A 24,211-nucleotide genomic window follows, 5' to 3' on the forward strand; every position below is an offset into this window, starting at 1 on the left:
GAAATGACTAGCATTCCATACCTCTAAGGTTTTAGTTATCTTAAGTGCTTATTAATCAGTAGTTTCTTTTTGTGATTCTGGAGCACTCTTTTGTTGTAAATCTACTTTGCGTTCTGCTGCATCTTCGTCATCAACATCAGCCATTTCGATTTCATTATCATGCTCATCCATCACTTTAACATCTAAACCTAAACTTTGTAGTTCTTTCATCAATACTCGGAATGATTCTGGAACACTAGGTCTAGAAATGTTCTCACCTTTAACTATAGACTCGTAAGTTTTAACACGACCTACAGTATCATCAGATTTATAAGTTAAGATTTCTTGTAAAGTATAAGCAGCACCATAAGCTTCAAGTGCCCATACCTCCATCTCACCGAAACGTTGACCACCGAATTGTGCTTTACCACCTAATGGTTGTTGTGTAACAAGTGAGTATGGTCCAGTAGAACGTGCATGTAACTTATCATCTACCATGTGTGCAAGTTTAAGCATGTACATAACACCAACTGAAATACGATTGTCGAATGGTTCACCAGTTCGTCCATCGTATAGGACAGTTTTACCGTCACGCGCCATTCCAGCTTCTTCGATAGTTGACCAAACGTCATCATCGTTGGCACCATCAAACACTGGGGAAGCAACGTGAATTCCTAAGTTTTTAGCTGCCATACCTAAATGTAATTCTAATACTTGTCCAATGTTCATACGTGATGGTACACCTAATGGGTTTAACATAATATCGATTGGTCGACCATCTGGTAAATAAGGCATATCTTCTTCTGGAACAATCTTAGAAATAACACCTTTGTTACCGTGACGACCACACATTTTGTCCCCAACATGTATTTTACGTTTTTGGACAATATATACACGTACTAATTGGTTAACTCCAGGAGATAGAGTGTCGTCTCCTTCTTCACGATTAAAGACTTTAACATCTAAAACGATACCGCCAGCACCATGAGGTACACGTAATGATGTATCACGAACTTCACGTGCTTTTTCACCAAAGATAGCGTGTAATAATCTCTCTTCAGCTGTTAATTCAGTTACACCTTTAGGCGTTACTTTACCTACTAAGATGTCACCATCTTTAACTTCTGCACCAACATAAACGATACCACGATCATCTAAGTTCTTAAGTGCACTTTCAGATACGTTTGGAATATCACGTGTGATTTCCTCAGGTCCTAATTTCGTATCACGAGCTTCTGACTCATACTCTTCAATATGAATAGATGTATATACATCATCTTTAACTAGTCGTTCACTCATAATTACAGCATCCTCATAGTTGTAACCGTCCCATGTCATGAAACCGACAACTACATTTCGTCCTAATGCCATTTCTCCTAATTCCATTGAAGGACCGTCCGCTAAAATCTCATTATATTCAACAACATCACCAATTGATACAATCGGACGTTGGTTATAACAAGTACCAGAGTTTGAACGCTTGAACTTCGCTAAAGGATAACGATCTAATTCACCTTCATGTTCAGTTCCATTTTCTTCGACTAAACGACGAACTAAAATTTCATTAGATTCAACATGCTCAACGCGTCCTCTATGCTTAGCAGTAATTGCAGCACCAGAGTCTCTTGCGGCTACGTGTTCCATACCTGTACCCACAAATGGAGCTTCAGGATTCATTAAAGGCACCGCTTGACGTTGCATGTTTGCTCCCATTAACGCACGGTTAGAGTCGTCATTTTCTAAGAATGGAATACATGCTGTTGCTGCTGAAACAACTTGTTTTGGTGATACGTCCATGTAATCCATTTTTTCTTTAGCCATAACAGTGTTATTACCACGGAAACGACAAACAACTTCATCATCTAAGAAACGACCATTTTCATCAAGTCTAGAATTAGCCTGTGCAACAACGTAGCTATCCTCTTCATCAGCTGTCAAATAATCTATTTGATCAGTGATTGAGTTTGTATCTAAATCCACTTTACGATATGGCGTTTCAATAAAACCAAATTCATTCACTCTAGCATAACTTGACAATGAGTTTATTAAACCAATATTAGGACCCTCAGGTGTTTCAATTGGACACATACGCCCATAGTGAGAGTAGTGAACGTCACGCACTTCCATTTGAGCACGTTCACGTGTTAATCCACCAGGCCCTAGAGCAGATAAACGACGTTTGTGCGTTAACTCTGCTAACGGGTTAGCTTGGTCCATAAATTGAGATAATTGTGAACTACCAAAGAATTCTTTGATTGATGCAATAACTGGTCTGATATTAATGAGTTGTTGTGGCGTAATAGAATCTGTATCTTGTATTGACATTCTTTCACGAACAACACGTTCCATTCTGGATAAACCGATACGGAATTGATTTTGTAATAGCTCACCGACAGAACGTAAACGACGATTACCTAGATGATCAATATCATCTGTATAACCAATACCATTCAATAAGTTGAAGAAATAACTCATTGAGGCAACAATATCTGCTGGAGTAATACATTTAACTTCAGAATCAGGTAATGCATTACCAATGACAGTAGTCGTACGACCTTCTTCATCGTTAGGCACATACACTTTAATAGATTGGATTTCTACAGGTTCGTCAATTACACTACCTTCAAGTTCAAATACTTCGCTATTAGCGTTTGTTTCTAATACGTCCATGATTTCGTCAAGTTTACGACGATCTAACACTGTTCCTTCGTCAACAACAATTTCACCAGTTTCACTGTTAACAATTGGTTCTGCTAATTTTTGATTGAACAAACGATGTTTTAGGTGTAATTTTTTGTTCGCTTTATAACGACCTACACTGGCTAAATCATAGCGTTTAGGGTCGAAGAAACGAGAATATAATAAACTTTTAGCATTTTCTACTGTTGGTGGTTCGCCAGGACGTAAACGTTCATAAATCTCTAATAAAGCCTGTTCTGTATTTTCTGTTCCATCTTTTTCTAATGTATTACGTAAATATTCGCTGTCTCCTAATAAGTCAACAATTTCTTGATCAGTTGAGAAACCTAGCGCACGTAGTAATACAGTCAATGGTAATTTACGTGTTCTATCGATACGAACATATACAACATCTTTAGCATCTGTCTCATACTCTAACCAAGCACCACGGTTAGGAATGATTGTTGCATCATAGTTTTCACGTCCATTTTTATCGATTTTCTCGTTAAAATACACGGATGGTGAGCGAACTAATTGAGATACGATAACACGTTCAGCACCATTAATTACGAACGTACCTGTATCTGTCATCAGTGGAAAATCACCCATGAAGACTTCTTGTTCTTTAACTTCACCAGTTTCTTTAATAATAAGACGCACTTTCACACGAAGAGGTGCAGCATAAGTAGCGTCACGGTTTTTTGATTCTTCTAAATCATATTTAGGTTCACCTAATCTGTAATCTACAAATTCTAAAGATAGGTTGCCAGTGAAATCTTCAATTGGAGAAATATCTCTGAACATTTCTAATAAACCTTCTTTAAGGAACCAATCATAAGATTTTGTTTGAATTTCTATTAAGTTTGGTAATTCTAATACTTCTGAAATTCTCGCGTAATTTCTACGTTTACGATGTCTTCCATATTGGACAACTTGACCTGCCAAACAGATTCACCCCTCAAAAATTGTGTGTTCACCCTTACTTTTCAATTGAATATAATAAATAATATAAAAGACAAAAAGAAAACGGCAACACATATGATGACACCATTTTCGATTTCTATTTACACTTAATTAATTTATCCATTTTACGTAAAAGTACACACTTATTGAACATAAATTTTTACATTTTATAACTATATCAGAATACCATTTCGAAATCAACCTTTTATACTTTTCAAAATATAATATCCTTTACTCTTAGCTATAATTTCTACATTGCCAAATAGTTCTTCTATTTTCTTTTTAGCTGAAGGCATACCTTGCTTTTTTTGAATGACGACATAAAGTTCACCCGTAGTTTTGAGTCTGTCATACGCTTGTTCAAAGATTCGATGAACAATGTCCTTACCAGCTCTAATAGGGGGATTAGTTAAAATGTAATCAAAGCACTGATGATTGACAGCAGACAAACAATCGCTTTCCATAATCGTTACATTATCCACTTGATTTTTTGTCTTATTCATTTCTGCCAACGCCAAAGCTCTATTGTTAATATCCAACATTGTAATTTGATGGTGTGGAGATGCTTTTCCTATTGCTAAACCGATAGGACCATATCCACATCCTACATCCGCGATGGTTTTACTTGGGCCTGGAGGATGTTCTTTCAAAAAAGTTTTAATTAGTAAGTCTGATCCAAAATCCACATTATCTTTTGAAAAAACTCCAGCATCAGTAGTAAGTTCTAGTTGCACATTTTTAATTTGATAACTAATTCTTTTTGGGTTACTTTTAACATCAGGTTGTTCATCATAATAATGACTCATTTCTTCACCTCTAATTTTATCATTCAATCCAAAAGCATTTAGTATGCTTGTATTAATTAATTGAAAAACCCCGTTATCAGAATAACGGGGTTTTAACTTCTCAAAGAATTCAGGTTGTATTTGCATTGAAATCTATATTAAATAGGTTAAACATACATTTTCAACCTAACTATTTAATTAGAAAGTAGAAACTATTTTAATTCTACGCTAGCTCCAACTTCTTCTAATTGTTCTTTAAGTTTTTCAGCATCTTCTTTAGGCATAGCTTCTTTAATTACTTTAGGAGCTCCATCTACTAATTCTTTAGCATCTTTTAATCCTAAACCAGTTGCTTCTTTAACTGCTTTAACAACTTTAATTTTTGAAGATCCAGCTGAAGTTAATTCAACATCAAATTCAGTTTTTTCAGCTGCAGCATCTCCGCCACCAGCTGCACCTGCTGCTGCTACTGGAGCTGCTGCAGTTACACCAAATTCTTCTTCAATTGCTTTTACTAAATCGTTTAATTCTAATACTGACATTTCTTTAATTGCTTCAATGATTTGTTCTTGATTAGCCATTTTATATTTCCTCCATTAATTTAATTTTTATGCGCAATTATTCAGCGCTTTCTTCTTTTTGTTCTCCAACAGCTTTAACTGCATAAGCGAAGTTGCGTACAGGTGCTTGTAATACAGATAAAAGCATAGATACAAGACCATCGTGTGAAGGTAATGAACCAACTGTTTTAACTTCTTCAGCAGAGATAACGTTACCTTCCATAACGCCTGTTTTAACTTCTAAAGCTTCATGTTCTTTTGCAAATCCTGCAATAACTTTTGCTGGTGCAACAACATCTTCAGTAGAAGTTGCGATTGCTGTAGGACCTGTTAAGAATTCATCCAAGCCTTCGATACCTGCTTGTTCAGCAGCACGACGAACCATAGTGTTTTTGTATACTTTATACTCAACACCTGCTTCACGTAATTGTGAACGTAATTCAGTAACTTCTGCTACAGTTAAACCACGGTAGTCAACGATAACTGTTGAAACTGAATTTTTAAGTTGTTCAGCGATAGTATCGACTTGTTGTTTTTTTGCTTCAATGATAGCAGACATTCAGACACCTCCATTTAAATTTATTGGGTGCTTTTTTTAATCACAATAAAAAAAGCACTTTCTACCCACGGCAAAAAGTGCTTGAAAGATCATTAATCATCACGTTCAAGTCAATTTTAGCCTCGGTAGGATACTGTTTTAAGTTATTAATAACTCCTACTGTCTTAGGTAAAATAATCACAAGTATTAATATAACTGCTTTAGTATAAAAAGTCAACAAAAAATTACAGACTAAAATCAATAGTTAGTCTGTAATTTGTTTTCTATTTAAAATTTATAGTTTGAAAGATGAAGTATCAACTTTTACTCCAGGACCCATTGTTGTTGTAACAGCAACAGATTTGAAGTAAGTACCCTTAGCAGAAGCTGGTTTAGCTTTCGCTAATACATCTTGTAAAGTTCTGAAGTTATCAACTAATTTTTCTTCATCGAATGACACTTTACCAATTGACGCATGTACAATACCTGCTTTTTCAGCACGGTATTCTACCTTACCAGCTTTGATTTCTTCAACTGCTTTTTTAACATCCATTGTTACAGTGCCAGTTTTAGGGTTAGGCATTAAACCTTTAGGTCCTAATACTCGACCAAGTTTACCAACTTCACCCATCATATCAGGTGTAGCTACAACTACGTCGAAATCAAACCAACCTTGTTGGATTTTTTGTACGTAATCTGCTTCACCTACATAATCTGCACCTGCTTCTTCAGCTTCAGTGATTTTATCGCCTTTAGCGAAAACGAGTACACGTTGTGATTTACCAGTACCGTGTGGTAATACTACTGCACCACGGATTTGTTGGTCATTTTTACGTGTATCAATTCCTAAACGGAATGCAACTTCAACAGAAGCGTCGAAATTAGCAACGCTAGTTTCTTTAGCTAATTTGATTGCTTCTTCAACACTATAGTATTGAGTGCGGTCAACTTTACTAGCTGCTTCTTGATACTTTTTACCTTTTTTAGCCATTTATAGTTCCTCCTTTAGTGGTTTTAGCGGAATTTCCTCCCACATTCACTTGCGCCTTGCAAGTTAAGAGCAGATAACAGATGAACGTTAACATCACTGCTTTGCAATGTTAACAAACCAATAGACAATATTCATTGTATACCCTATCTGTTACCTGCTTTTCATCGTCTAAATTAAGTTTATTTCAAATTAATTTAAAAAGTTTCTCTTTATTATTGTACAGTGATACCCATGCTACGTGCAGTACCTTCAATAATACGCATTGCCGCTTCTTCGTCTGCAGCATTTAAGTCTTGCATTTTTGTTTGAGCAATTTCGCGTACTTGATCTTTAGTTACTGTTGCAACTTTAGTTTTATTAGGTTCACCAGAACCTTTTTCAACACCAGCTGCTTTTTTAAGTAGTACTGGAGCCGGCGGAGTTTTTGTAATGAATGTAAATGAACGGTCTTCATAAACACTGATTTCTACCGGAATGATTAAACCTGCTTGTTCTTGCGTACGAGCATTGAATTCTTTACAGAATCCCATAATGTTCACACCTGCTTGACCTAATGCTGGACCAACTGGTGGTGCTGGATTCGCTTTACCTGCAGGAATTTGCAATTTAACTACTTTTTCTACTTTTTTAGCCACGATGTGCACCTCCTTGATATCGTGATGTGGTCACAGGGCTTAGTTTTGCCCTCCCACTCTTAAACATTTCGTGACGAAATGAGCGCTATAAAAGCGCGACCACATTATTTTAACACTCATATTGATAAAAAATCAATAGTAAAATTTCATCTTTGCTAACTACGCTATTATTATTTGTTTTATTTTATACATTCATAACGCTTGTTTATGTACATCCATCACTTATAAATAAAGGAATATACTTTTCTAACTTATAATTCTATTTTCTTTTAATGAATATCTTTCTTAAATCTATTCAAATGTGTTTTGAGCGAATTTAAACAAAATAGTTTTATAATTTTTCAATTTGGTCAAATTCAACTTCTACAGGTGTTTCACGACCAAACATATCAACAAGTACAGTAAGCTTGAATTTATCCGCTTCAATCTCTTGTACTTCTCCAATTTGATTAGCAAAAGGACCTGATTGGATACGAACTTGTTCTCCAACATCGAGTTCAACATCTATTGTTTTCTCTTTAAGACCCATTTGCTTAAGAATGAAGCGTACTTCTTCAGGAAGTAGAGGGTTAGGTTTTGATCCTGCACCTGCAGATCCGACAAATCCTGTTACTCCAGGAGTATTTCTAACTACATACCACGACTCATCTGTCATGATTAACTCAACTAATACATATCCAGGAAATGTTTTCTTCACAAGCTTTTTAGCTTTCCCATCCTTAACTTGAGTTTCTTCCTCTTCTGGTATGACAACTCTGAAAATTTGTTCAGTCATATTCATAGATTCTACTCTTTTTTCTAAATTCTTTTTAACTTTATTTTCATATCCAGAATAGGTATGTACAGCATACCAACGCTTAGCGCCTACTTCTTCAGACATGTCTTCACTCCTAACCTAAAAATAATTGTTTTAATGCATTAATTCCTATGTCTAAGGCATAGAAAAAGACTAAGAAGAATATCACTGTTGATACAACTATTATTGTATATTTAAATAATTCTTCCTTAGTTGGCCAACTCGTCTTTTCCATTTCTGACTTAACGCCTTTAAAGAAACTTTCTTTTTTAGCCATCATAAGACCTCCACACTCTATGACTTTCTAATGAAAGTCATACTCAATTAATTGATATCATCTTATTTCGATTCTTTATGAACTGTATGCGCGTTACATCTTGGACAGTATTTTTTTAAAGTAAGTCTCGTTGCTGAGCCTTCCTTTTTAGGAACATTGTAATTCCGATTGCCACAATTCTCACAATTCAAAGGTACTTTCTTCACAATTATTCACCTTTACTCATTATAATACCAATATACTATACATAAGTATTGTATTAAATGTCAAACTTATGCGCCACGCTATAATTTCCTCACCATACAGTATACTATTTGCATATTATTTTCTTATTCAAAACTTCTTTTAAGTTTACATTTACTACGTTGAATCGCATTATAAACAACTTTGGATTCCAAATTTAAAACCATAGCAATCTCCTTTGGCTTGTAATCATTAAGTAGTAATCGAATGATACGTCTTTCCATTCGACTGAGTTTGACTTCGCTTCTTTTAAAAGCTAATGTTAATTCTTTTCTAATTATCGATCTTTCTATATCGTTTAATGCCAAAGTAGCGTTATATTCAACAATGTATTCATTAACAAGTAGAGGTTGACGTTTATAATTCGCTTTTACTTTTCTAAGATAGTCATATTTAACCGAACGAATTAAAAAGTAAATATAGTGTTCTATTGGTACACCTTGTTGATAGTCGAATTTTTGCAAGGCACGGTAGAATTTAATAACAATCTCTTGATACATGTCTTCAATGTCATACTTATTATGGGAGATATACCTTATTTTATTGTAAATCAGTGGCTTTAGCTCTTCTATTAAAGACTCAAATAGTTCTTCAGAAGATTTATTTTCTGTTTGCGATAGACACAGTGCTGTATATTCATGTTGCTGTTTATTCAGATTCATATATCTAACCTTTCGAGTAAGTTGAAATTAGTTTATATGAAATCTATCTAAAATCACAACAGAGCAAAATTAGTCTTTTTTCTGATTGCCACGTCTAATCTTTTCAAATTCTTCAAGTATCTCATTAGATAACGGAATTCTAATTCTTGGTTTCTTTTCGCTAAAATCATCAAGTGACTTGTTAACAACAACCTCATTTTCTTTTAATTCACGCCACATTTCTCTTGAAGAAATACGATATGCACCTGAACCAAAAATAGCATGTTGTTCACTCATATCACTTGTTACAACGGTAATGTGTGTCGTGTGTTTATTATATAATTCATACACGTAGCGTTCTATAAAACTATCTGCAGTTTCTTTTTCTTTAGTAAAGATTGTTTTGACACCATGATAGAAGTATTCCCTTTCTATCCCTGACTGTTCATAGGCATCAAATACACAGACAATTTCATCTGCTATTAATGCATTGTAGTTGGCAATTGTGTCTAATAATTGCTCTCTAGCTTCTTCTAAATTCTCTTTAGCAACAGTGCTAAGTGTTGAGGATTGGCCAATCATATTGTAACCATCTATAATTAAGTATCTTTTCTTCATGACTTTTCCTCTAACTGATGACGTTTACGATATACTTCATACATCATTAAACTTGCAGCCACAGACGCGTTCAAGCTATTGACATGTCCAACCATTGGAATCTTAATATGAAAATCACACTTATCACTCACTAAACGACTCATACCTTGCCCCTCACTACCTATTACAATACCTAGTGACATATCTGCTTGTAAATCTCTATAATCCGTTGCATTATTAGCTTCTGTCCCCGCAATCCAAAAGCCGTTGTCTTTTAATTCGTCGATAGTTTTCGAAAGATTAGTAACCCTTATAACCGGAACATGCTGAATCGCTCCTGTAGAAGCTTTTGCAACGGTCTGTGTTAGCGCAACTGATCGTCTTTTAGGTATAATAACCGCATCAACACCAGAAGCATCTGCTGTTCTTAATATAGAGCCAAGATTATGCGGGTCTTCTAAACCATCTAAAATGATAACAGTTGAATAACGGGCTTTTTTCTTTTGTTTTTGTAAAAATTCATCGAAGTTTGCATATTCATATGGGGCTACTAAAGCAGCCACACCCTGGTGAGGTGCATTTGCTAAAAAATCTAATTTAGATTTTGGTACCGTTTGTACAATTAATTTTTGTGATTTTGCATTTTTTAAAATGTCGTTAATTTGTTGCTTTTTTATACCGTCTTGAATCAAAATCTTATTTATGGCGTGACCTGATATAATTGCTTCTTTAACTGCGTGTCTACCTACTATCACTATATCTTCCACATTCACACTACCTTTCATCCACTATCCTAACAATTGTTTCTAATAAGTTTTCTAATCGTTCTGATTGATGGTCTAAATATAAAAATCCGATAACAGCTTCTAACGCTGAACTTTTACGATAAGTTTGAATGTCAGTATTTTTAGCTTTTGTATAACTTTTAGCGTTACGTCCTCGTTTTAAAACACTTAGCTCTTCCTCTGTAAACCAGTCAATATCTAACAAATACTCTAAAGTCTTAGCTTGACTTTTCGCTGAAACGTAACTTTTCGATACTTGGTGCAAACGATGAGGTTTACTTTGTAATTTTAGCACGATATATTCACGCACATGTTGATCAAGTACTGCATCACCCATATATGCCAATGTTAAAGGATTAAGAAGTTTTACGTTCATATGTTTAGCCACGTTTAAATCTTACACCTTGGGGGGTATCTTCTAAAATGATATGACGTGCTTTTAACATATCTCTAATTTCATCTGCTCGAGCGAAATCTTTATTTTTACGTGCTTCATTACGCTCCTCAATCAATTGTTCAATGTCTTCATCTAGTAACTCTTCAGTTTCTTTACTCTTAAGTGGTACACCAAGGACGTCACTAAAAATGCTGTACACTTCTTTAAATCTATTTAAAACTTTTGTTGAAGTTGTATTTTCTAATACATATTTATTTGCAAGTTTAGCTAAGTCATACCATGCAGTTACTGCATTAGCAGTATTAAAGTCATCATCCATTACCGTTTCAAATTGATTTAGTATTTTATCTATTTGTTGTATATATTCTGATTGTTCTTCCAAATCTGAGGCAATTTGTTCTCTTTCCTCAATTAACTTGTAGCTATTACGTATACGTTCAAGACCACTTCGCGCCGCACCTACTAATTCTAAATTGTAGTTTATTGGGCTACGATAATGCACACTAATCATAAAGAATCGTAATACGTCTGGATCGACTTCTTTAATGATATCGTGAACTAAAATGAAATTTCCTAGAGACTTACTCATTTTCTCATTATCAATATTAATAAAACCATTATGCATCCAATAATTTGCGAAAGGTGCATGATTATGAGCCTCTGATTGAGCAATTTCATTTTCATGATGCGGAAATTGTAAATCTGAACCACCTGCGTGAATATCTATTGTAGACCCTAGTTCATGATAAGCCATTACTGAACATTCAATGTGCCAACCTGGTCTACCTTTACCAAATGGACTATTCCAACTAATTTCACCTGGTTTAGCTTTCTTCCATAAAGTAAAATCTAGCGCATCTTCTTTTTGTTCTCCAGCTTCAATACGAGCGCCAACTTTCAAATCATCTAATGATTGATGACTTAATTTACCATATCCATCAAATTGACGTGTTCTAAAATAGACATCACCGTCACTTTCATATGCATAACCTTCATCTACTAATTCTTTAATAAAATCAATAATTTCACCCATATGATGCATCACACGCGGATTAGATGTAGCCTTTTTCACATTCAAAGCACCAACGTCCTCATAAAAAGCTTTAATATACTTTTCAGCAATTTCAGGAACACTTTCATTAAGTTCTTTAGAGCGATTAATGAGTTTATCATCAACGTCTGTGAAATTAGAAACATAGATGACTTCATATCCCTTATATTCGAAATATCTTCTGACTACATCATAATTAATAGCTGGTCGTGCATTTCCAATATGAATATAATTGTAAACTGTTGGCCCACATACATACATTTTGACCTTACCTGGTTCAATGGGCTCAAACGTCTCTTTCCGACGTGTTAAGGTATTATATAATGTAATCATCTTGAATCTCTCCATTCTTAGCTTTTTCAAGCTGTCTTTCTAAGTGTTTAATTTGTTCGTAAAGTGGATCAGGTAAGTTACGGTGATCAAATGTTTTACCAATACGTCTACCTTCTTGTTTAACAATGTGACCTGGTATACCTACTACAGTTGTATAACTAGGAACAGACTGTAATACTACGGAATTAGCTCCAATATTCACATTTGATTCAATTTTTATATTACCTAATATCTTAGATCCAGCTGCTATCAAAACATTATCACCAATATCAGGATGGCGTTTTCCTTTTTCTTTGCCTGTACCACCTAAAGTAACTCCTTGATAAATAGTAACATTATCACCAATTGTACATGTTTCTCCAATAACTACACCCATGCCATGGTCGATAAATAAACGCTTACCGATTTTTGCACCTGGATGTATTTCAATTCCGGTAAAAAAACGTGATAGTTGAGAAATCATTCTGGCTGCTACATAGCGTCTATTTTTATATAATTTATGGGCAATTAAGTGACTCCAAACTGCATGTAATCCAGCGTAAGTAGTTATTACTTCTAAAGTCGAGCGCGCTGCAGGATCCTGTTCAAACACCATCTTTATATCGTCTCTCATTCTTTTTAACACGAACGTCTCCCCCTCAGTCTAATCAAATTAATTTCAACACGTTTAAATCACTATGCGGAATATCATCGGTATCATAAGTTTAAAAATATGAAAAGAGCACCTCTAACATTTGTTGCTAGAGGCGCTCTCGCACGGTTCCACTCTTCATTTAATAGCAATACTCATATTTGATTTATTACTATTCTCATCTCAATTATTTATTTTTATTAACAAAGGTGCATTCATTAATATTTATGATGTGCTCACAGCTACCGCACACTCTCTGACACATAAACATTTAACTACTAATCCTTTGAATCACTTTATATTTATAATCATATGTTGTCACTTGTAAAATTTCAAGTCGTAAACACTTTATGACTTAATATTTATTTAAACAAGGTTTTTTAAGCGTGACAATACTTTATCTTTGCCTAATACTTCAATTGTGTTAGGTAATTCAGGACCATGCATTTGTCCAGTAACAGCAACACGAATAGGCATAAATAATTGTTTACCTTTAATACCAGTTTCTTTTTGAACTTCTTTAATCATTTTCTTAATTTCAGTTGCCTCAAACGATTCTAAAGATTCTAATTTACCATATAAATGGTTCATTAGTTCTGGCACTTGTTCTCCTTGTAATACCTCTTGTTCATCTTTTCCAAGTTCCGGCATTTCATGGAAGAACATTTCTGATAATGGAACAATTTCACCAGCGTAACTCATTTCTTTTTGATACAACGCTATTAATTTACGTCCCCATTCTCTATCCTTTTCTGATGGGTTTTCAGGTATAAGATTAGCCTTGATTAAATGAGGTAATGCAAGTTCGAATACTGTTTCTGTATCTTTTGTTTTCATATACTGATTGTTAACCCAAGCAAGTTTTTGTCTATCGAACATAGCTGGAGACTTAGACAAGCGTTTTTCATCAAAAATCTTTATAAATTCTTCTTTAGAAAAGATTTCCTCTTCACCTTCAGGTGACCAACCTAACAATGTAATAAAGTTAAATAATGCTTCTGGAAGATATCCTAAGTCACGATATTGCTCGATAAATTGTAGGATTTGACCATCTCGCTTGCTTAATTTTTTACGCTCTTCATTAACAATGAGTGACATATGACCAAAACGAGGTGCTTCCCATCCAAATGCTTCATATATCATTAACTGCTTAGGTGTATTTGAAACATGGTCATCACCACGTATAACATCTGATATTTGCATATAATGATCATCTACGGCAACTGCAAAATTATAAGTCGGAACACCATCTTTTTTTACAATTACCCAGTCTCCGATATTGTCAGATTCAAAGGAAATTTCTCCTTTAACCATGTCATTGAAAGTATATGTTTGATCTTTAGGCACACGGAAACGAATTGATGGTTTACGCCCCTCCGCTTCGTACTGTTGACGCTGTTCTTCTGTTAAGTGCGCATGTTGTCCACCATATCTTGGCATCTCTCCACGAGCAATTTGAGCTTCACGCTCTGCTTCTAACTCTTCTTCAGTCATATAACATTTATATGCTTTGTCTTCCTCTAATAGCTGTTGAATTAGTGGATTATAGATTTCTGCACGTTCAGATTGACGATAAGGTCCAAAACCTTTATCTTTATCGACAGATTCATCCCAATCCAAACCTAACCATTTTAGATTATCGAATTGTGAAGATTCACCATCTTCTAAATTACGTTTACTATCTGTATCTTCGATGCGAACAACAAAATCACCATTATAATGTTTAGCAAATAAATAATTGAATAATGCTGTTCTTGCATTACCAATATGCAAATATCCTGTTGGACTTGGCGCATATCTTACTCTGATACGTTCACTCATTATTTTCACTCCTACTATTAATTGTGTGGATAATAAATAGCCAAATATTAATTAAAATACTTTGCAAATTATACATCAATAAAATGATAACTATGACCACTATCAAAATATGCAAATAAATGCGGTAGTTTATTGTAAGTGGTTTAATTTTAAAAAAGTTATTCAAACGATAAAGATACCCTAAAGTATACCTTGATGAATAACTTGATTAAATATTGAATATTCTAATCCACCTAATATTTCAATAATATTGTAGCACTTAAAGGACTCTTTGATAAGTCACATGTTTAATATGCATAACCTTGTTAAATAAAATCAATTTGAAATATTCCACTTAAATATAGTACCTAAATTCGTACGATACGTTTCACATGAAACCCTTATTCTAACAGAGATAATCTATAAAATTTCAGTCAACAAATTTCGCAAAAACAATTCTTCCTGATGATGTTTGTAACAAACTTACGACCTCTAAATTAACTTGTTGACCAATGTAACTCTTCGCGTTATCAACAACCACCATTGTACCATCATCTAAATATCCTACGCCTTGTCCTGGCTCTTTACCTATCTTCGTTAATAAAATACTTAACTGGTCGCCTTGATGTACATTAGGTTTGATTGCTTCCGATAAATCATTAACGTTGAGTGCTGTAATTCCTTGAACGTGACATACTTTATTTAAATTAAAATCAGTCGTAATCACATGTGCATGATACTGTTGTGCTAATTTAATTAATAATGTATCTATATCACTATGGGATTGAGTTGGATGTATAACGCGTGTAGGATAATCTAAATCATAAAGTTGATTCAAAATATCTAATCCTCTTTGACCTTTTTCACGTTTCACGCTATCTTTAGCATCCGCTATAACCTGTAATTCATTTATAACGCCTTGTGGTATCAATATATCACCATCGATAAATCCGCAACGTATAATATCTAATATCCTTCCATCGATAATGGCACTTGTATCTACAATCTTAGGTGTCGCTCTTCGTATATTATTAGACATGGAACGTGCCATATTCTCTGGTAAAAACATAAGCATTTCATCTCTTTTTTTCAGACCAAATTGAAACCCTAAATAACATAAAATAATAGTGATTATCATAGGTACAAAGTGATTTAATATGGAATTACCTATCATTTCTAAGATAAAAGAAACCATCACTGAAATAAATAAACCAATAATTAAACCAATTGTAGCAAATAATATTTCTACCGCACTACGTCTCATGATTAATTGTTCAAATTGTTTAAAAGTATATGTTACTTTATTAATGAACAATCCAAATATTATAAAAAATATAATGATCCCTATGAAACCATCTACATAATAATTAGTGATAACCGCATGGTGATGAATGCCAAGATCTGTAACAACTTCGGGTATAATTATAACACCAAGTGCTGCACCAACAATGATATAGATTGCTACAACAATTGCTTTTGTTATATTCAATTTATAGCCTCCTTCCATTGATGTTATATCCTAGTATGGCTTAACAATATGGCTTATCGCTGTTTTGAATGTAATGCATATTTCAAAGCTTCATGTACTGATGAAACACCAACGACTTGGATGCCTTCTGGGAATGTCCAACCTCCAATATTTGTCTGTGGAATAATAGCTCTTTTAAACCCTAGTTTGGCCGCTTCTTGAACACGTTGCTCTATGCGAGATACTCTGCGTACTTCACCTGTTAATCCAACTTCACCCACAAAACAATCTAATCCATCAACAGCTTGATCTTTAAAACTTGAAGCTGTCGCAACAATAATGCTTAAATCAACAGCAGGTTCTGTTAATTTGACGCCACCTGCTACTTTAATATAGGCATCTTGTTGTTGGAGTAAATAGTTTTCCTTTTTTTCTAGAACCGCCATAAGTAAACTTAATCGATTATGATCTATACCTGTAGCCATTCGTCTAGGATTATTAAATGTTGTTGGTGTAACAAGCGCTTGGACTTCAATGAGTAGTGGTCTTGTTCCTTCCATAGTGGGGACGATTGTAGAGCCCGGAACATTTGTAGAACGTTCTTCTAAAAACATTTCAGAAGGATTAAGTACGCCTTTTAATCCACTTTGCTTCATTTCGAAAATCCCCATCTCATTTGTAGAACCAAATCTATTTTTTACTGCTCTAAGGATACGATATGCGTGATGCTCATCTCCTTCAAAATAAAGAACTGTATCAACCATATGTTCCAATAATCTTGGTCCGGCGATTTGTCCTTCTTTTGTTACGTGTCCCACAATAAATGTGGCAATATTCATTTGTTTAGCAATGTTCATTAAACTCTGCGTACTCTCTCTTACTTGTGATACCGATCCAGGTGCGGAACTAATTTCCGGATGATAGATTGTTTGAATCGAATCAACAACAAGTAAGTCAGGTCTCTCTTCTTTTACAGTTTGATGTATCACTTCTAAATCAGTTTCAGCTAAAACATTAAGATGACTAGAATCTTCTTCTAAACGATCAGCGCGCAACTTAGTTTGATTAATAGATTCCTCACCAGTAATATATAAAACATTCTTATTTTGTGACAGCGCAGCACAAATTTGTAGCAATAAAGTCGACTTACCAATACCTGGGTCTCCACCTATTAGTACTAACGAACCACTTACAATACCTCCACCTAAAACACGGTTAAATTCCTTTGATTCTGTAAGTAATCTAGGGGTAGCTTCATGCTTAACACTATTTAACTTTTGTACCTTACCTGCTGTTTCTTTTGTTTTTACACCATGTTTAGGATGAGCAACCTTTTCTACTATTTCTTCCATTTGATTCCACGCACCGCAGTTAGGGCACTTGCCCATCCACTTAGGAGATTGATAGCCACATGCCATACATTCGAATATTACTTTTTTCTTGGCCATTGAGACACCTCCGATTTAATATGAACAAATCTATTTTAAACTGACAAGTTGAATCTGACAAATTAAAATTAAATAATGATGTTGATAACACTTATAAGTCTATAACCCTTTCATAATATTTCTATAATGAACCTATAACATTCATCATATGCTTATCTGTTTAAACATTCTGGCAATTATACTAATGATGATTCAGCAAAAATATAAGTAAAATTTTAAATTGATTTACCTAATTCATTGTTTATTATTATATATTTAAGTGATTATCTTAGTATAGAAAATGCCTGAGACAATGATTGTCCCAGGCATTTTATTTATTGGCAATTGACAACCGAGTTGAACTTGGGCTAATCTCAATTTTCAACTCTAGTCCTCATTACCAAGTGAGACAGCGAATTACTTACGCTTTCTATCTCACTCTTCTTAATTTAATATTTAACGTTATAATTGTAGTAACTCAATATGCGAAATTAAAGTTATAATAATTTAATTATGATTCTGTTGTTTCTTTTTTAGCTGTAATTTCATGAATATCATACTTAAATTCTTTACCATCATGATCAATTGTTACTTCTTTACCTTCAATTTTATTTCCATCTAAAATCAATTCGCTTAAATTATCTTCAACCGTTTTTTGAATTGCTCTAATGAGTGGTCTAGCACCATATTCAGGATCATATCCTTCTTCTGCAATTTTTTCTTTCGCTTTATCAGTAACAACAATATTAATATTTTGCTCTGAAAGACGGTGAGTAAGTTTATTTACCATCATTGTAACAATTTCTTTTAATTCATCTTTTGTAAGTTTGTGGAAGACAATAATGTCATCAACACGGTTTAAGAATTCTGGTCGGAATGAATTTTTTAATTCTTTCATCATTGTTTTTCTGACAGTTTCGTAGTCACTACCTTCTGAAGCACCTCCAAAACCAGCAAAGCGTTGGTCCTGTAATTCTTGAGCTCCCACATTAGAAGTCATAATAATCACAGTATTACGGAAGTCCACAGTACGACCTTTAGTATCTGTTAAATGACCATCATCTAAAACTTGTAGAAGAATATTAAATACGTCAGGATGTGCTTTCTCAATTTCATCAAATAAAATCACAGAGTATGGTTTACGTCTAACTTTTTCAGTCAATTGACCGCCGTCATCATGTCCTACATATCCTGGAGGTGCACCAACTAATCGACTGACAGCATGTTTCTCCATAAATTCACTCATATCTACGCGAATCATTGCATCGTCTTCACCAAACATAGATTCAGCTAAAGCACGAGCCAATTCAGTTTTACCCACACCTGTAGGTCCTAAGAAAATAAAACTACCGATTGGACGTTTTGGATCTTTAAGACCAGCACGAGCTCTTCTAACAGCTTTACTAATTGAATTGACAGCATCGTTTTGTCCAATGACACGTTTATGAAGTGTATCTTCAAGATTCAATAAACGATCTGATTCAGTTTCATTAATTTTAGTTAAAGGAATACCTGTCCAACCAGCTATTACTTCAGCGATATTTTCTTCAGATAAGGCAGTATCTAAACCACCTTGTGCATTTTTCCATTCATTTTTAGCATCTTCATATTGCTTTTCAAGTTTAGATTGCTTATCTCTTAAATTAGCGGCATTTTCAAATTCTTGAGCATGAACTGCAGCATCTTTTTCATTTTTTACTTTATCAATTTCTTGTTCAATCTCTTTTAAATTACTTGGCGTTGTATGACTTTTAAGTCTAACTTTTGAACTTGCCTCATCAATTAAGTCAATGGCTTTATCTGGCAAGAAACGATCTGAAACATAGCGATCACTCAATTTAGCAGCCGCTTCTAAAGCTTCATCTGAGATATTAATTCTGTGATGAGCCTCATAACGGTCACGTAATCCTTTTAAGATTTCAATCGTGTCTTCAACTGTAGGTTCATCCACTTGAATTGGTTGAAAACGACGTTCTAATGCAGCGTCTTTTTCTATATTTTTACGATATTCATCTAATGTTGTGGCACCTATACATTGCAATTCTCCACGAGCTAAAGCAGGTTTTAAAATATTAGATGCATCAATTGCTCCTTCTGCGCCACCAGCGCCAACTAAAGTATGAAGTTCATCGATAAATAGAATAACATTACCAGCTTGATGGATTTCCTCCATAACTTTTTTCAATCTTTCTTCAAATTCACCACGATATTTAGTGCCAGCTACGACTGTACCCATATCTAATGACATTACACGTTTGTCTTTTAAAGTTTCTGGTACTTCATTTTTAACAATTGCTTGCGCAAGCCCTTCAGCAATTGCTGTTTTACCAACACCGGGTTCACCAATTAGCACAGGATTATTTTTAGTACGACGACTTAAAACTTCAATTACACGAGTAATTTCTTTATCTCGTCCTACGACTGGATCTAACGTTCCATCTTTAGCAATAACAGTTAAATCTCTAGCTAATCCATCTAAAGTAGGCGTGTTATTAGACTTATTAGCTTGCGCATTTTTATTACTCATTTCTGGACTTCCTAAAGCTTTTACAACTTGGGCACGTGCTTTAGTAATATTTAAATCTAGGTTTGCAAATACACGTGCTGCAACACCTTCATTTTCTCTAATTAAACCTAATAGTATATGCTCTGTTCCTACAAAGTTATGATGTAGCTTTCGAGCTTCATCCATAGACAGTTCAATTACTTTTTTTGCTCTCGGTGTATAATGTAGTGTGCCCATTTGCTCTTGACCGTGACCGATAAGTTTTTCAACTTCTTCGATGACTTTATCTTCAGTAATATTAAAACTTTCTAATACCTTTGCTGCTATACCTTCTGGCTCTTTCATTAAACCAAGCAAAAGATGTTCTGTTCCAATATTAGAATGGTTCAAACGAATTGCTTCCTCTTGTGCATGTGCCAACACACGTTGTGCACGCTCTGTCAATCTACCAAATAACATGTATAAATACCTCCTATTTTATATGTTCTCTTAATAAATCAGCTCTTTTTTCATTTACTGTTCTATTATCATCGTCATCTATTAAAAATGGTGACTGTATTGCTACCATTAATTCATTAAATTTAAAATTTTCAAGCAAAATATAATTCAAATCAATACCTAGTTTCACTTCGCTCAAACGATATGAGGCTTCTTCCATAGAAATAATTCTACTGTTTTGTAGTACACCTAATGATCGATAAACTCTATCCAGTGTCTCTACAGAATTGTGTTTATCAAGTCTTTCTCTTATTTGCTTTTCTTCATTTATAATTTGATTTACAACTTCAGTTAAGTTATCGATAATGTCTTCTTCTGTTTTCCCTAGTGTAAGTTGGTTTGAAACCTGATAAATGTGACCATATACTTGTGACCCTTCTCCGTATATACCTCGAATTGTAAATCCAAAACGATTAATTGTTTGTGCAATTCTGTTCATTCTTTTCATAATGGAGAGTCCAGGTAAATGTAACATCACACTTGCACGCATTCCTGTACCAATATTAGTAGGACAGGTAGTTAAATATCCTAAATGCTCATCATAACTAATGTCTAACGCTTTATCTAATTCATCATCAATTTTAGAAGCGCGCTGATATAAATCCTTTAGCGATAAATCAGTTCCTAGAGCCTGTATTCGTATATGATCTTCTTCGTTTATCATAACACTTACCGATTCATCATCATTTAACATTACTGCTGAAGCAGGTTGTTTCACTAGTTCAGGACTCACAAGATGTTTCGCAACCAATTTCATTTTACTTTGTTGATCCATCGTATCTAATCGATTTAAAGTTAAGTTGGAAAGCGCATCTTGAACTTCATTTATCACTCGATATCCTTCTTGCTCTGAAGGGAACATAAGTGGGTGGACATGGTTTTCAAGATTTCTAGCTAATCGAATTCTGGAAGAAATAATAACAGGTGTCTCCTCAGACATCTTCATCCACTCACTAATATTAGTATGGATATTACTCATCATGAGACACCTCGCTCTCACTTTTTAAAGCTTTAATTTCATCACGAACAATCGCTGCCTCTTCAAACTCTTGACCATCTATCAATTTATTTAGATATTTTGATTTTTCTTCAATTTGCTTTTTTATTGCAAGTTTCTTATACGATGATTGTGGTGTTTTTCCTACATGTTCAAATTGACCACCTTGAACACGTTGAACTATATCAATGATGTCTTCTTTAAACGTAGCATAACAATCAGCACACCCAAGCTTACCAACATGTGCAATATCCTTAAGTGTCATCTGACACGTTGGGCATTTTTTTTCTTCTTTAAATGCCATCTCATGAAAATTAATACCATGTTTTGCAGCAAGGTGTTGAAGTATCTGTTTCACTACAAATGCTTCTTCTATATCGTCTTGGTGTGTATGATACGTATTATCATCGTTAGAATGTAACCAGGGGTTTTCTCCTTGGGCACATACTGAACATACCCATTTTTCATGCGTACTATCTATACCTTTAACAGTAAGTTTAACTTCCGCTTCATTAAAATGGCAATTTTCACAAAGCAATTTTAAACACCTCACCTAACCTAGTAATAATTAATAACTGGTAGTAATCGTTTTAAGATATTAGCTCTAATAATATCGCGTGCAACAACATCCATTTTTAAAGTTTCTCTATCAATAATGGTCTGTATCATTTTAGCTTCTCTTTCATTGATCAAACCTTTATCTAACAAACCATCTATGACATAATACCCTTGTTGTTGAGAAATAGATGGACCTATTAATTGTAGTAAGTGATTAATATAACCTGTAGCATCTTTATTTTCAATTTTAGTGATTCGAATGTAACCACCGCCACCACGTTTACTTTCTATTTCATAACCATGTTCATTAGTAAAACGTGTCTTAATAACATAGTTAAGTTGAGAAGGAACACAATCGAAACGTTGAGCAATATGAGCGCGTTGTATTTCTACAACATCTTCATCTGCTTCTTCAAATAACCGCTTAATGTATTGTTCTATGATGTCGGACATATTGTGCATAGATATCACCTCTTTTTTGACCTTCTTTGACTATATTATATGACCATCTTTGACCTTTTTCAACCAATTTGATTTTAAAATTTCAAATTAATGATGTTAGCGTGTTCATTTTGTTGTATGATAGAAAATAGAAAAAATTTAAAGGAATGAAGAAATATGCATATTGTGATTGGGATATTAGGAATCATTTTCTTTTTAGCACTCGCAGTTTTATTTAGTTCAGACAGAAAAAATATTCGCTGGCGATATGTTGGATTGCTATTAGTAATTCAACTAATATTTGCATTTATATTACTTAAAACTAATTTGGGAATTTCAGTTATTGGGAGTATTTCAGATGGTTTTAATTATTTATTAGCTAAAGCAGCGGTCGGTGTCAATTTTGTATTTGGTGGCTTTAAATTTATTGATCCTAAACAACCACCATTCTTCTTTAGCGTTTTGTTACCTATTGTTTTTATTTCAGCATTGATTGGTATATTACAATATACACGAATACTTCCACTAATTATTAACTTACTGGGATTTTTAATTTCAAAAATTAATGGAATGGGCCGTTTAGAATCTTACAATGCGGTCGCGGCAGCAATTCTAGGACAATCTGAAGTCTTTATCTCATTAAAAAAACAATTACCTTACATACCTAAACAACGCTTATATACATTAACTGCTTCAGCGATGTCAACGGTATCAGCATCAATTATAGGCGCTTATTTTACACTTATTGAACCAAAATATGTTGTTACTGCAGTAGTGCTTAACTTGTTTGGTGGTTTTATCATTGCATCTATCATTAATCCTTATAAAGTCAATGAGGAAGACGACAAATTATTAATTGATGAGAACGAAACAAAAAAACAATCTTTCTTTGAAATGCTTGGGGAGTATATACTAGATGGATTTAAAGTAGCAGTTATTGTAGGCGCTATGCTGATAGGTTATATTGCAATTATTGCTTTATTAAATGGAATGGTGAGTGGAATCTTAAGCTTTATGTCTGGCGGTGCTATTCAATGGAACTTCCAAACGCTTATTGGATTTATTTTTGCACCTTTCGCTTTCCTAACTGGAATACCGTGGCAAGATGCAGTTCAATCTGGTTCAGTAATGGCTACAAAATTACTATCTAATGAATTTGTAGCAATGCAAGATTTAGGTAAAGCGACTGGATTATCGGAACATGCTAAAGGAATTACCTCTGTCTTCTTAGTATCATTCGCAAACTTTAGTTCAATTGGTATTATTTCAGGAGCTATTAAATCATTGAATGATGAAAAAGGTGACGTTGTTGCTCGTTTCGGAATAAAATTATTATTTGGTGCAACACTTGTTTCGTTTATATCAGCGGCTATTGCAGGATTCTTTATCTAACATACGTAGATTTAAGCAAGAGTAACGTTTTTGTTTCTCTTGCTTTTATTTTAATTCAAATCGTAAATGTTCACTCATCAAAAATACATTTTTCTAAATTTCGAGCTTCTTCAATGACACTCAATCTGCCAATGTATTGAAAGAGCCTGTGTTTGTCCCAGCCTCTTTCCTACGATTAGTCAAGTACTTATAATTAAAATAAGCATTACTTAACTAAACCGTTCATTTTAATTTTTTTGAATA

At 34.1% G+C, this 24,211-nt stretch carries 23 protein-coding genes and 1 other annotated feature; of the genes, 1 reads left to right on the forward strand and 22 read right to left on the reverse strand.

The genetic code is table 11. The features are described from left to right. Nucleotides 1–51: 51 nt before the first annotated feature. The 22 genes from rpoB to AC1Q7N_RS09550 all read right to left on the reverse strand — a co-directional run bounded on the left by rpoB (nt 52) and on the right by AC1Q7N_RS09550 (nt 22,597). On the reverse strand, nt 52–3,603 hold the full coding sequence (gene rpoB, locus AC1Q7N_RS09445) for a DNA-directed RNA polymerase subunit beta (protein ID WP_001833083.1): 3,552 nt from the start codon (nt 3,601–3,603) through the stop codon (nt 52–54). Nucleotides 3,604–3,818: 215 nt separating this feature from the next. Beyond that, entirely contained in the window at nt 3,819–4,427 is a 609-nt protein-coding gene (locus tag AC1Q7N_RS09450; RefSeq protein WP_145376434.1) for a class I SAM-dependent methyltransferase, read from the reverse strand. 191 nt (nt 4,428–4,618) lie between these two features. Continuing rightward, entirely contained in the window at nt 4,619–4,987 is a 369-nt protein-coding gene (gene rplL / locus AC1Q7N_RS09455) for a 50S ribosomal protein L7/L12 (RefSeq protein ID WP_001832283.1), read from the reverse strand. A gap of 37 nt (nt 4,988–5,024) precedes the next feature. Next, nucleotides 5,025–5,525 (reverse strand): 50S ribosomal protein L10, encoded by a 501-nt coding sequence (gene rplJ, locus AC1Q7N_RS09460; RefSeq protein ID WP_001832306.1) that lies wholly within the window; start codon nt 5,523–5,525, stop codon nt 5,025–5,027. Between the two features lie 39 nt (nt 5,526–5,564). Continuing rightward, nucleotides 5,565–5,712: a sequence feature (ribosomal protein L10 leader region), on the reverse strand. 87 nt (nt 5,713–5,799) lie between these two features. Beyond that, on the reverse strand, nt 5,800–6,495 hold the full coding sequence (gene rplA, locus AC1Q7N_RS09465) for a 50S ribosomal protein L1 (RefSeq protein WP_001832314.1): 696 nt from the start codon (nt 6,493–6,495) through the stop codon (nt 5,800–5,802). 212 nt (nt 6,496–6,707) lie between these two features. Continuing rightward, complete coding sequence (gene rplK / locus AC1Q7N_RS09470; protein ID WP_001832298.1) at nt 6,708–7,130, reverse strand: 50S ribosomal protein L11; 423 nt, start codon at nt 7,128–7,130, stop codon at nt 6,708–6,710. 331 nt (nt 7,131–7,461) lie between these two features. Then, on the reverse strand, nt 7,462–8,010 hold the full coding sequence (nusG, locus tag AC1Q7N_RS09475; RefSeq protein WP_001832303.1) for a transcription termination/antitermination protein NusG: 549 nt from the start codon (nt 8,008–8,010) through the stop codon (nt 7,462–7,464). 10 nt (nt 8,011–8,020) lie between these two features. Further along, the gene (gene secE / locus AC1Q7N_RS09480) at nt 8,021–8,203 is read right to left on the reverse strand and encodes a preprotein translocase subunit SecE (protein WP_002438679.1); all 183 of its coding nucleotides are present in this window, start codon (nt 8,201–8,203) and stop codon (nt 8,021–8,023) included. Nucleotides 8,204–8,265: 62 nt separating this feature from the next. Further along, nucleotides 8,266–8,409: a 50S ribosomal protein L33 gene (gene rpmG / locus AC1Q7N_RS09485; protein ID WP_001832285.1), complete on the reverse strand. Its 144-nt coding sequence runs from the start codon at nt 8,407–8,409 to the stop codon at nt 8,266–8,268. A 123-nt stretch (nt 8,410–8,532) separates the two neighbouring features. Then, nucleotides 8,533–9,108, reverse strand: coding sequence for a sigma-70 family RNA polymerase sigma factor (locus AC1Q7N_RS09490; RefSeq protein WP_002445734.1), 576 nt, complete (start codon nt 9,106–9,108; stop codon nt 8,533–8,535). Nucleotides 9,109–9,177: 69 nt separating this feature from the next. After that, nucleotides 9,178–9,705, reverse strand: coding sequence for an NYN domain-containing protein (locus AC1Q7N_RS09495; protein WP_001832317.1), 528 nt, complete (start codon nt 9,703–9,705; stop codon nt 9,178–9,180). After that, nucleotides 9,702–10,451, reverse strand: coding sequence for a 23S rRNA (guanosine(2251)-2'-O)-methyltransferase RlmB (gene rlmB / locus AC1Q7N_RS09500; RefSeq protein ID WP_002494715.1), 750 nt, complete (start codon nt 10,449–10,451; stop codon nt 9,702–9,704). The genes AC1Q7N_RS09495 and rlmB overlap by 4 nt, the downstream gene beginning before the upstream one ends. A 7-nt stretch (nt 10,452–10,458) precedes the next feature. Further along, entirely contained in the window at nt 10,459–10,845 is a 387-nt protein-coding gene (locus AC1Q7N_RS09505; protein WP_002469321.1) for a Mini-ribonuclease 3, read from the reverse strand. Between the two features lie 4 nt (nt 10,846–10,849). Further along, nucleotides 10,850–12,250, reverse strand: a complete 1,401-nt coding sequence (cysS, locus tag AC1Q7N_RS09510) for a cysteine--tRNA ligase (RefSeq protein WP_002445731.1) — start codon at nt 12,248–12,250, stop codon at nt 10,850–10,852. Further along, nucleotides 12,234–12,863, reverse strand: coding sequence for a serine O-acetyltransferase (gene cysE, locus AC1Q7N_RS09515; RefSeq protein ID WP_002438669.1), 630 nt, complete (start codon nt 12,861–12,863; stop codon nt 12,234–12,236). Before cysE ends, cysS begins: the two co-directional genes overlap by 17 nt. Before the next feature lie 384 nt (nt 12,864–13,247). Continuing rightward, nucleotides 13,248–14,702, reverse strand: coding sequence for a glutamate--tRNA ligase (gltX, locus tag AC1Q7N_RS09520; RefSeq protein WP_002438667.1), 1,455 nt, complete (start codon nt 14,700–14,702; stop codon nt 13,248–13,250). A 409-nt stretch (nt 14,703–15,111) separates the two neighbouring features. Further along, nucleotides 15,112–16,170 (reverse strand): PIN/TRAM domain-containing protein, encoded by a 1,059-nt coding sequence (locus tag AC1Q7N_RS09525; RefSeq protein ID WP_002489368.1) that lies wholly within the window; start codon nt 16,168–16,170, stop codon nt 15,112–15,114. Between the two features lie 53 nt (nt 16,171–16,223). Next, on the reverse strand, nt 16,224–17,597 hold the full coding sequence (gene radA / locus AC1Q7N_RS09530) for a DNA repair protein RadA (RefSeq protein ID WP_002438664.1): 1,374 nt from the start codon (nt 17,595–17,597) through the stop codon (nt 16,224–16,226). Nucleotides 17,598–18,087: 490 nt separating this feature from the next. Further along, on the reverse strand, nt 18,088–20,541 hold the full coding sequence (locus AC1Q7N_RS09535) for an ATP-dependent Clp protease ATP-binding subunit (protein ID WP_001832300.1): 2,454 nt from the start codon (nt 20,539–20,541) through the stop codon (nt 18,088–18,090). A gap of 13 nt (nt 20,542–20,554) precedes the next feature. Next, a complete protein-coding gene (locus tag AC1Q7N_RS09540) occupies nt 20,555–21,562 on the reverse strand; it encodes a protein arginine kinase (protein WP_002438663.1) in 1,008 nt (335 codons plus the stop codon). Continuing rightward, on the reverse strand, nt 21,552–22,115 hold the full coding sequence (locus AC1Q7N_RS09545) for a UvrB/UvrC motif-containing protein (RefSeq protein ID WP_002469112.1): 564 nt from the start codon (nt 22,113–22,115) through the stop codon (nt 21,552–21,554). The genes AC1Q7N_RS09540 and AC1Q7N_RS09545 overlap by 11 nt, the downstream gene beginning before the upstream one ends. A gap of 20 nt (nt 22,116–22,135) precedes the next feature. After that, nucleotides 22,136–22,597, reverse strand: coding sequence for a CtsR family transcriptional regulator (locus tag AC1Q7N_RS09550; RefSeq protein ID WP_001832288.1), 462 nt, complete (start codon nt 22,595–22,597; stop codon nt 22,136–22,138). A gap of 156 nt (nt 22,598–22,753) precedes the next feature. On the opposite strand from AC1Q7N_RS09550, the gene AC1Q7N_RS09555 reads away from it, so the two are divergent. Then, nucleotides 22,754–23,968: a NupC/NupG family nucleoside CNT transporter gene (locus AC1Q7N_RS09555; protein WP_002438658.1), complete on the forward strand. Its 1,215-nt coding sequence runs from the start codon at nt 22,754–22,756 to the stop codon at nt 23,966–23,968. Nucleotides 23,969–24,211 lie beyond the last annotated feature (243 nt).

This window comes from Staphylococcus sp. GW823-FHT05F06 (assembly GCF_058795495.1).

Bases quoted from the DNA above. Each gene is read 5' to 3' on its own strand.
- AC1Q7N_RS09450 (WP_145376434.1), bottom strand. From the start codon at position 4,427: ATGAGTCATTATTATGATGAACAACCTGATGTTAAAAGTAACCCAAAA.
- rplL (WP_001832283.1), bottom strand. From the start codon at position 4,987: ATGGCTAATCAAGAACAAATCATTGAAGCAATTAAAGAAATGTCAGTA.
- rplJ (WP_001832306.1), bottom strand. From the start codon at position 5,525: ATGTCTGCTATCATTGAAGCAAAAAAACAACAAGTCGATACTATCGCT.
- rplA (WP_001832314.1), bottom strand. From the start codon at position 6,495: ATGGCTAAAAAAGGTAAAAAGTATCAAGAAGCAGCTAGTAAAGTTGAC.
- nusG (WP_001832303.1), bottom strand. From the start codon at position 8,010: ATGTCTGAAGAAGTAGGCGCTAAGCGTTGGTATGCTGTACATACCTAT.
- secE (WP_002438679.1), bottom strand. From the start codon at position 8,203: ATGGCTAAAAAAGAAAGTTTCTTTAAAGGCGTTAAGTCAGAAATGGAA.
- AC1Q7N_RS09490 (WP_002445734.1), bottom strand. From the start codon at position 9,108: ATGAATCTGAATAAACAGCAACATGAATATACAGCACTGTGTCTATCG.
- AC1Q7N_RS09495 (WP_001832317.1), bottom strand. From the start codon at position 9,705: ATGAAGAAAAGATACTTAATTATAGATGGTTACAATATGATTGGCCAA.
- AC1Q7N_RS09505 (WP_002469321.1), bottom strand. From the start codon at position 10,845: ATGAACGTAAAACTTCTTAATCCTTTAACATTGGCATATATGGGTGAT.
- cysS (WP_002445731.1), bottom strand. From the start codon at position 12,250: ATGATTACATTATATAATACCTTAACACGTCGGAAAGAGACGTTTGAG.
- cysE (WP_002438669.1), bottom strand. From the start codon at position 12,863: ATGAGAGACGATATAAAGATGGTGTTTGAACAGGATCCTGCAGCGCGC.
- gltX (WP_002438667.1), bottom strand. From the start codon at position 14,702: ATGAGTGAACGTATCAGAGTAAGATATGCGCCAAGTCCAACAGGATAT.
- radA (WP_002438664.1), bottom strand. From the start codon at position 17,597: ATGGCCAAGAAAAAAGTAATATTCGAATGTATGGCATGTGGCTATCAA.
- AC1Q7N_RS09535 (WP_001832300.1), bottom strand. From the start codon at position 20,541: ATGTTATTTGGTAGATTGACAGAGCGTGCACAACGTGTGTTGGCACAT.
- AC1Q7N_RS09540 (WP_002438663.1), bottom strand. From the start codon at position 21,562: ATGATGAGTAATATCCATACTAATATTAGTGAGTGGATGAAGATGTCT.
- AC1Q7N_RS09550 (WP_001832288.1), bottom strand. From the start codon at position 22,597: ATGCACAATATGTCCGACATCATAGAACAATACATTAAGCGGTTATTT.
- AC1Q7N_RS09555 (WP_002438658.1), top strand. From the start codon at position 22,754: ATGCATATTGTGATTGGGATATTAGGAATCATTTTCTTTTTAGCACTC.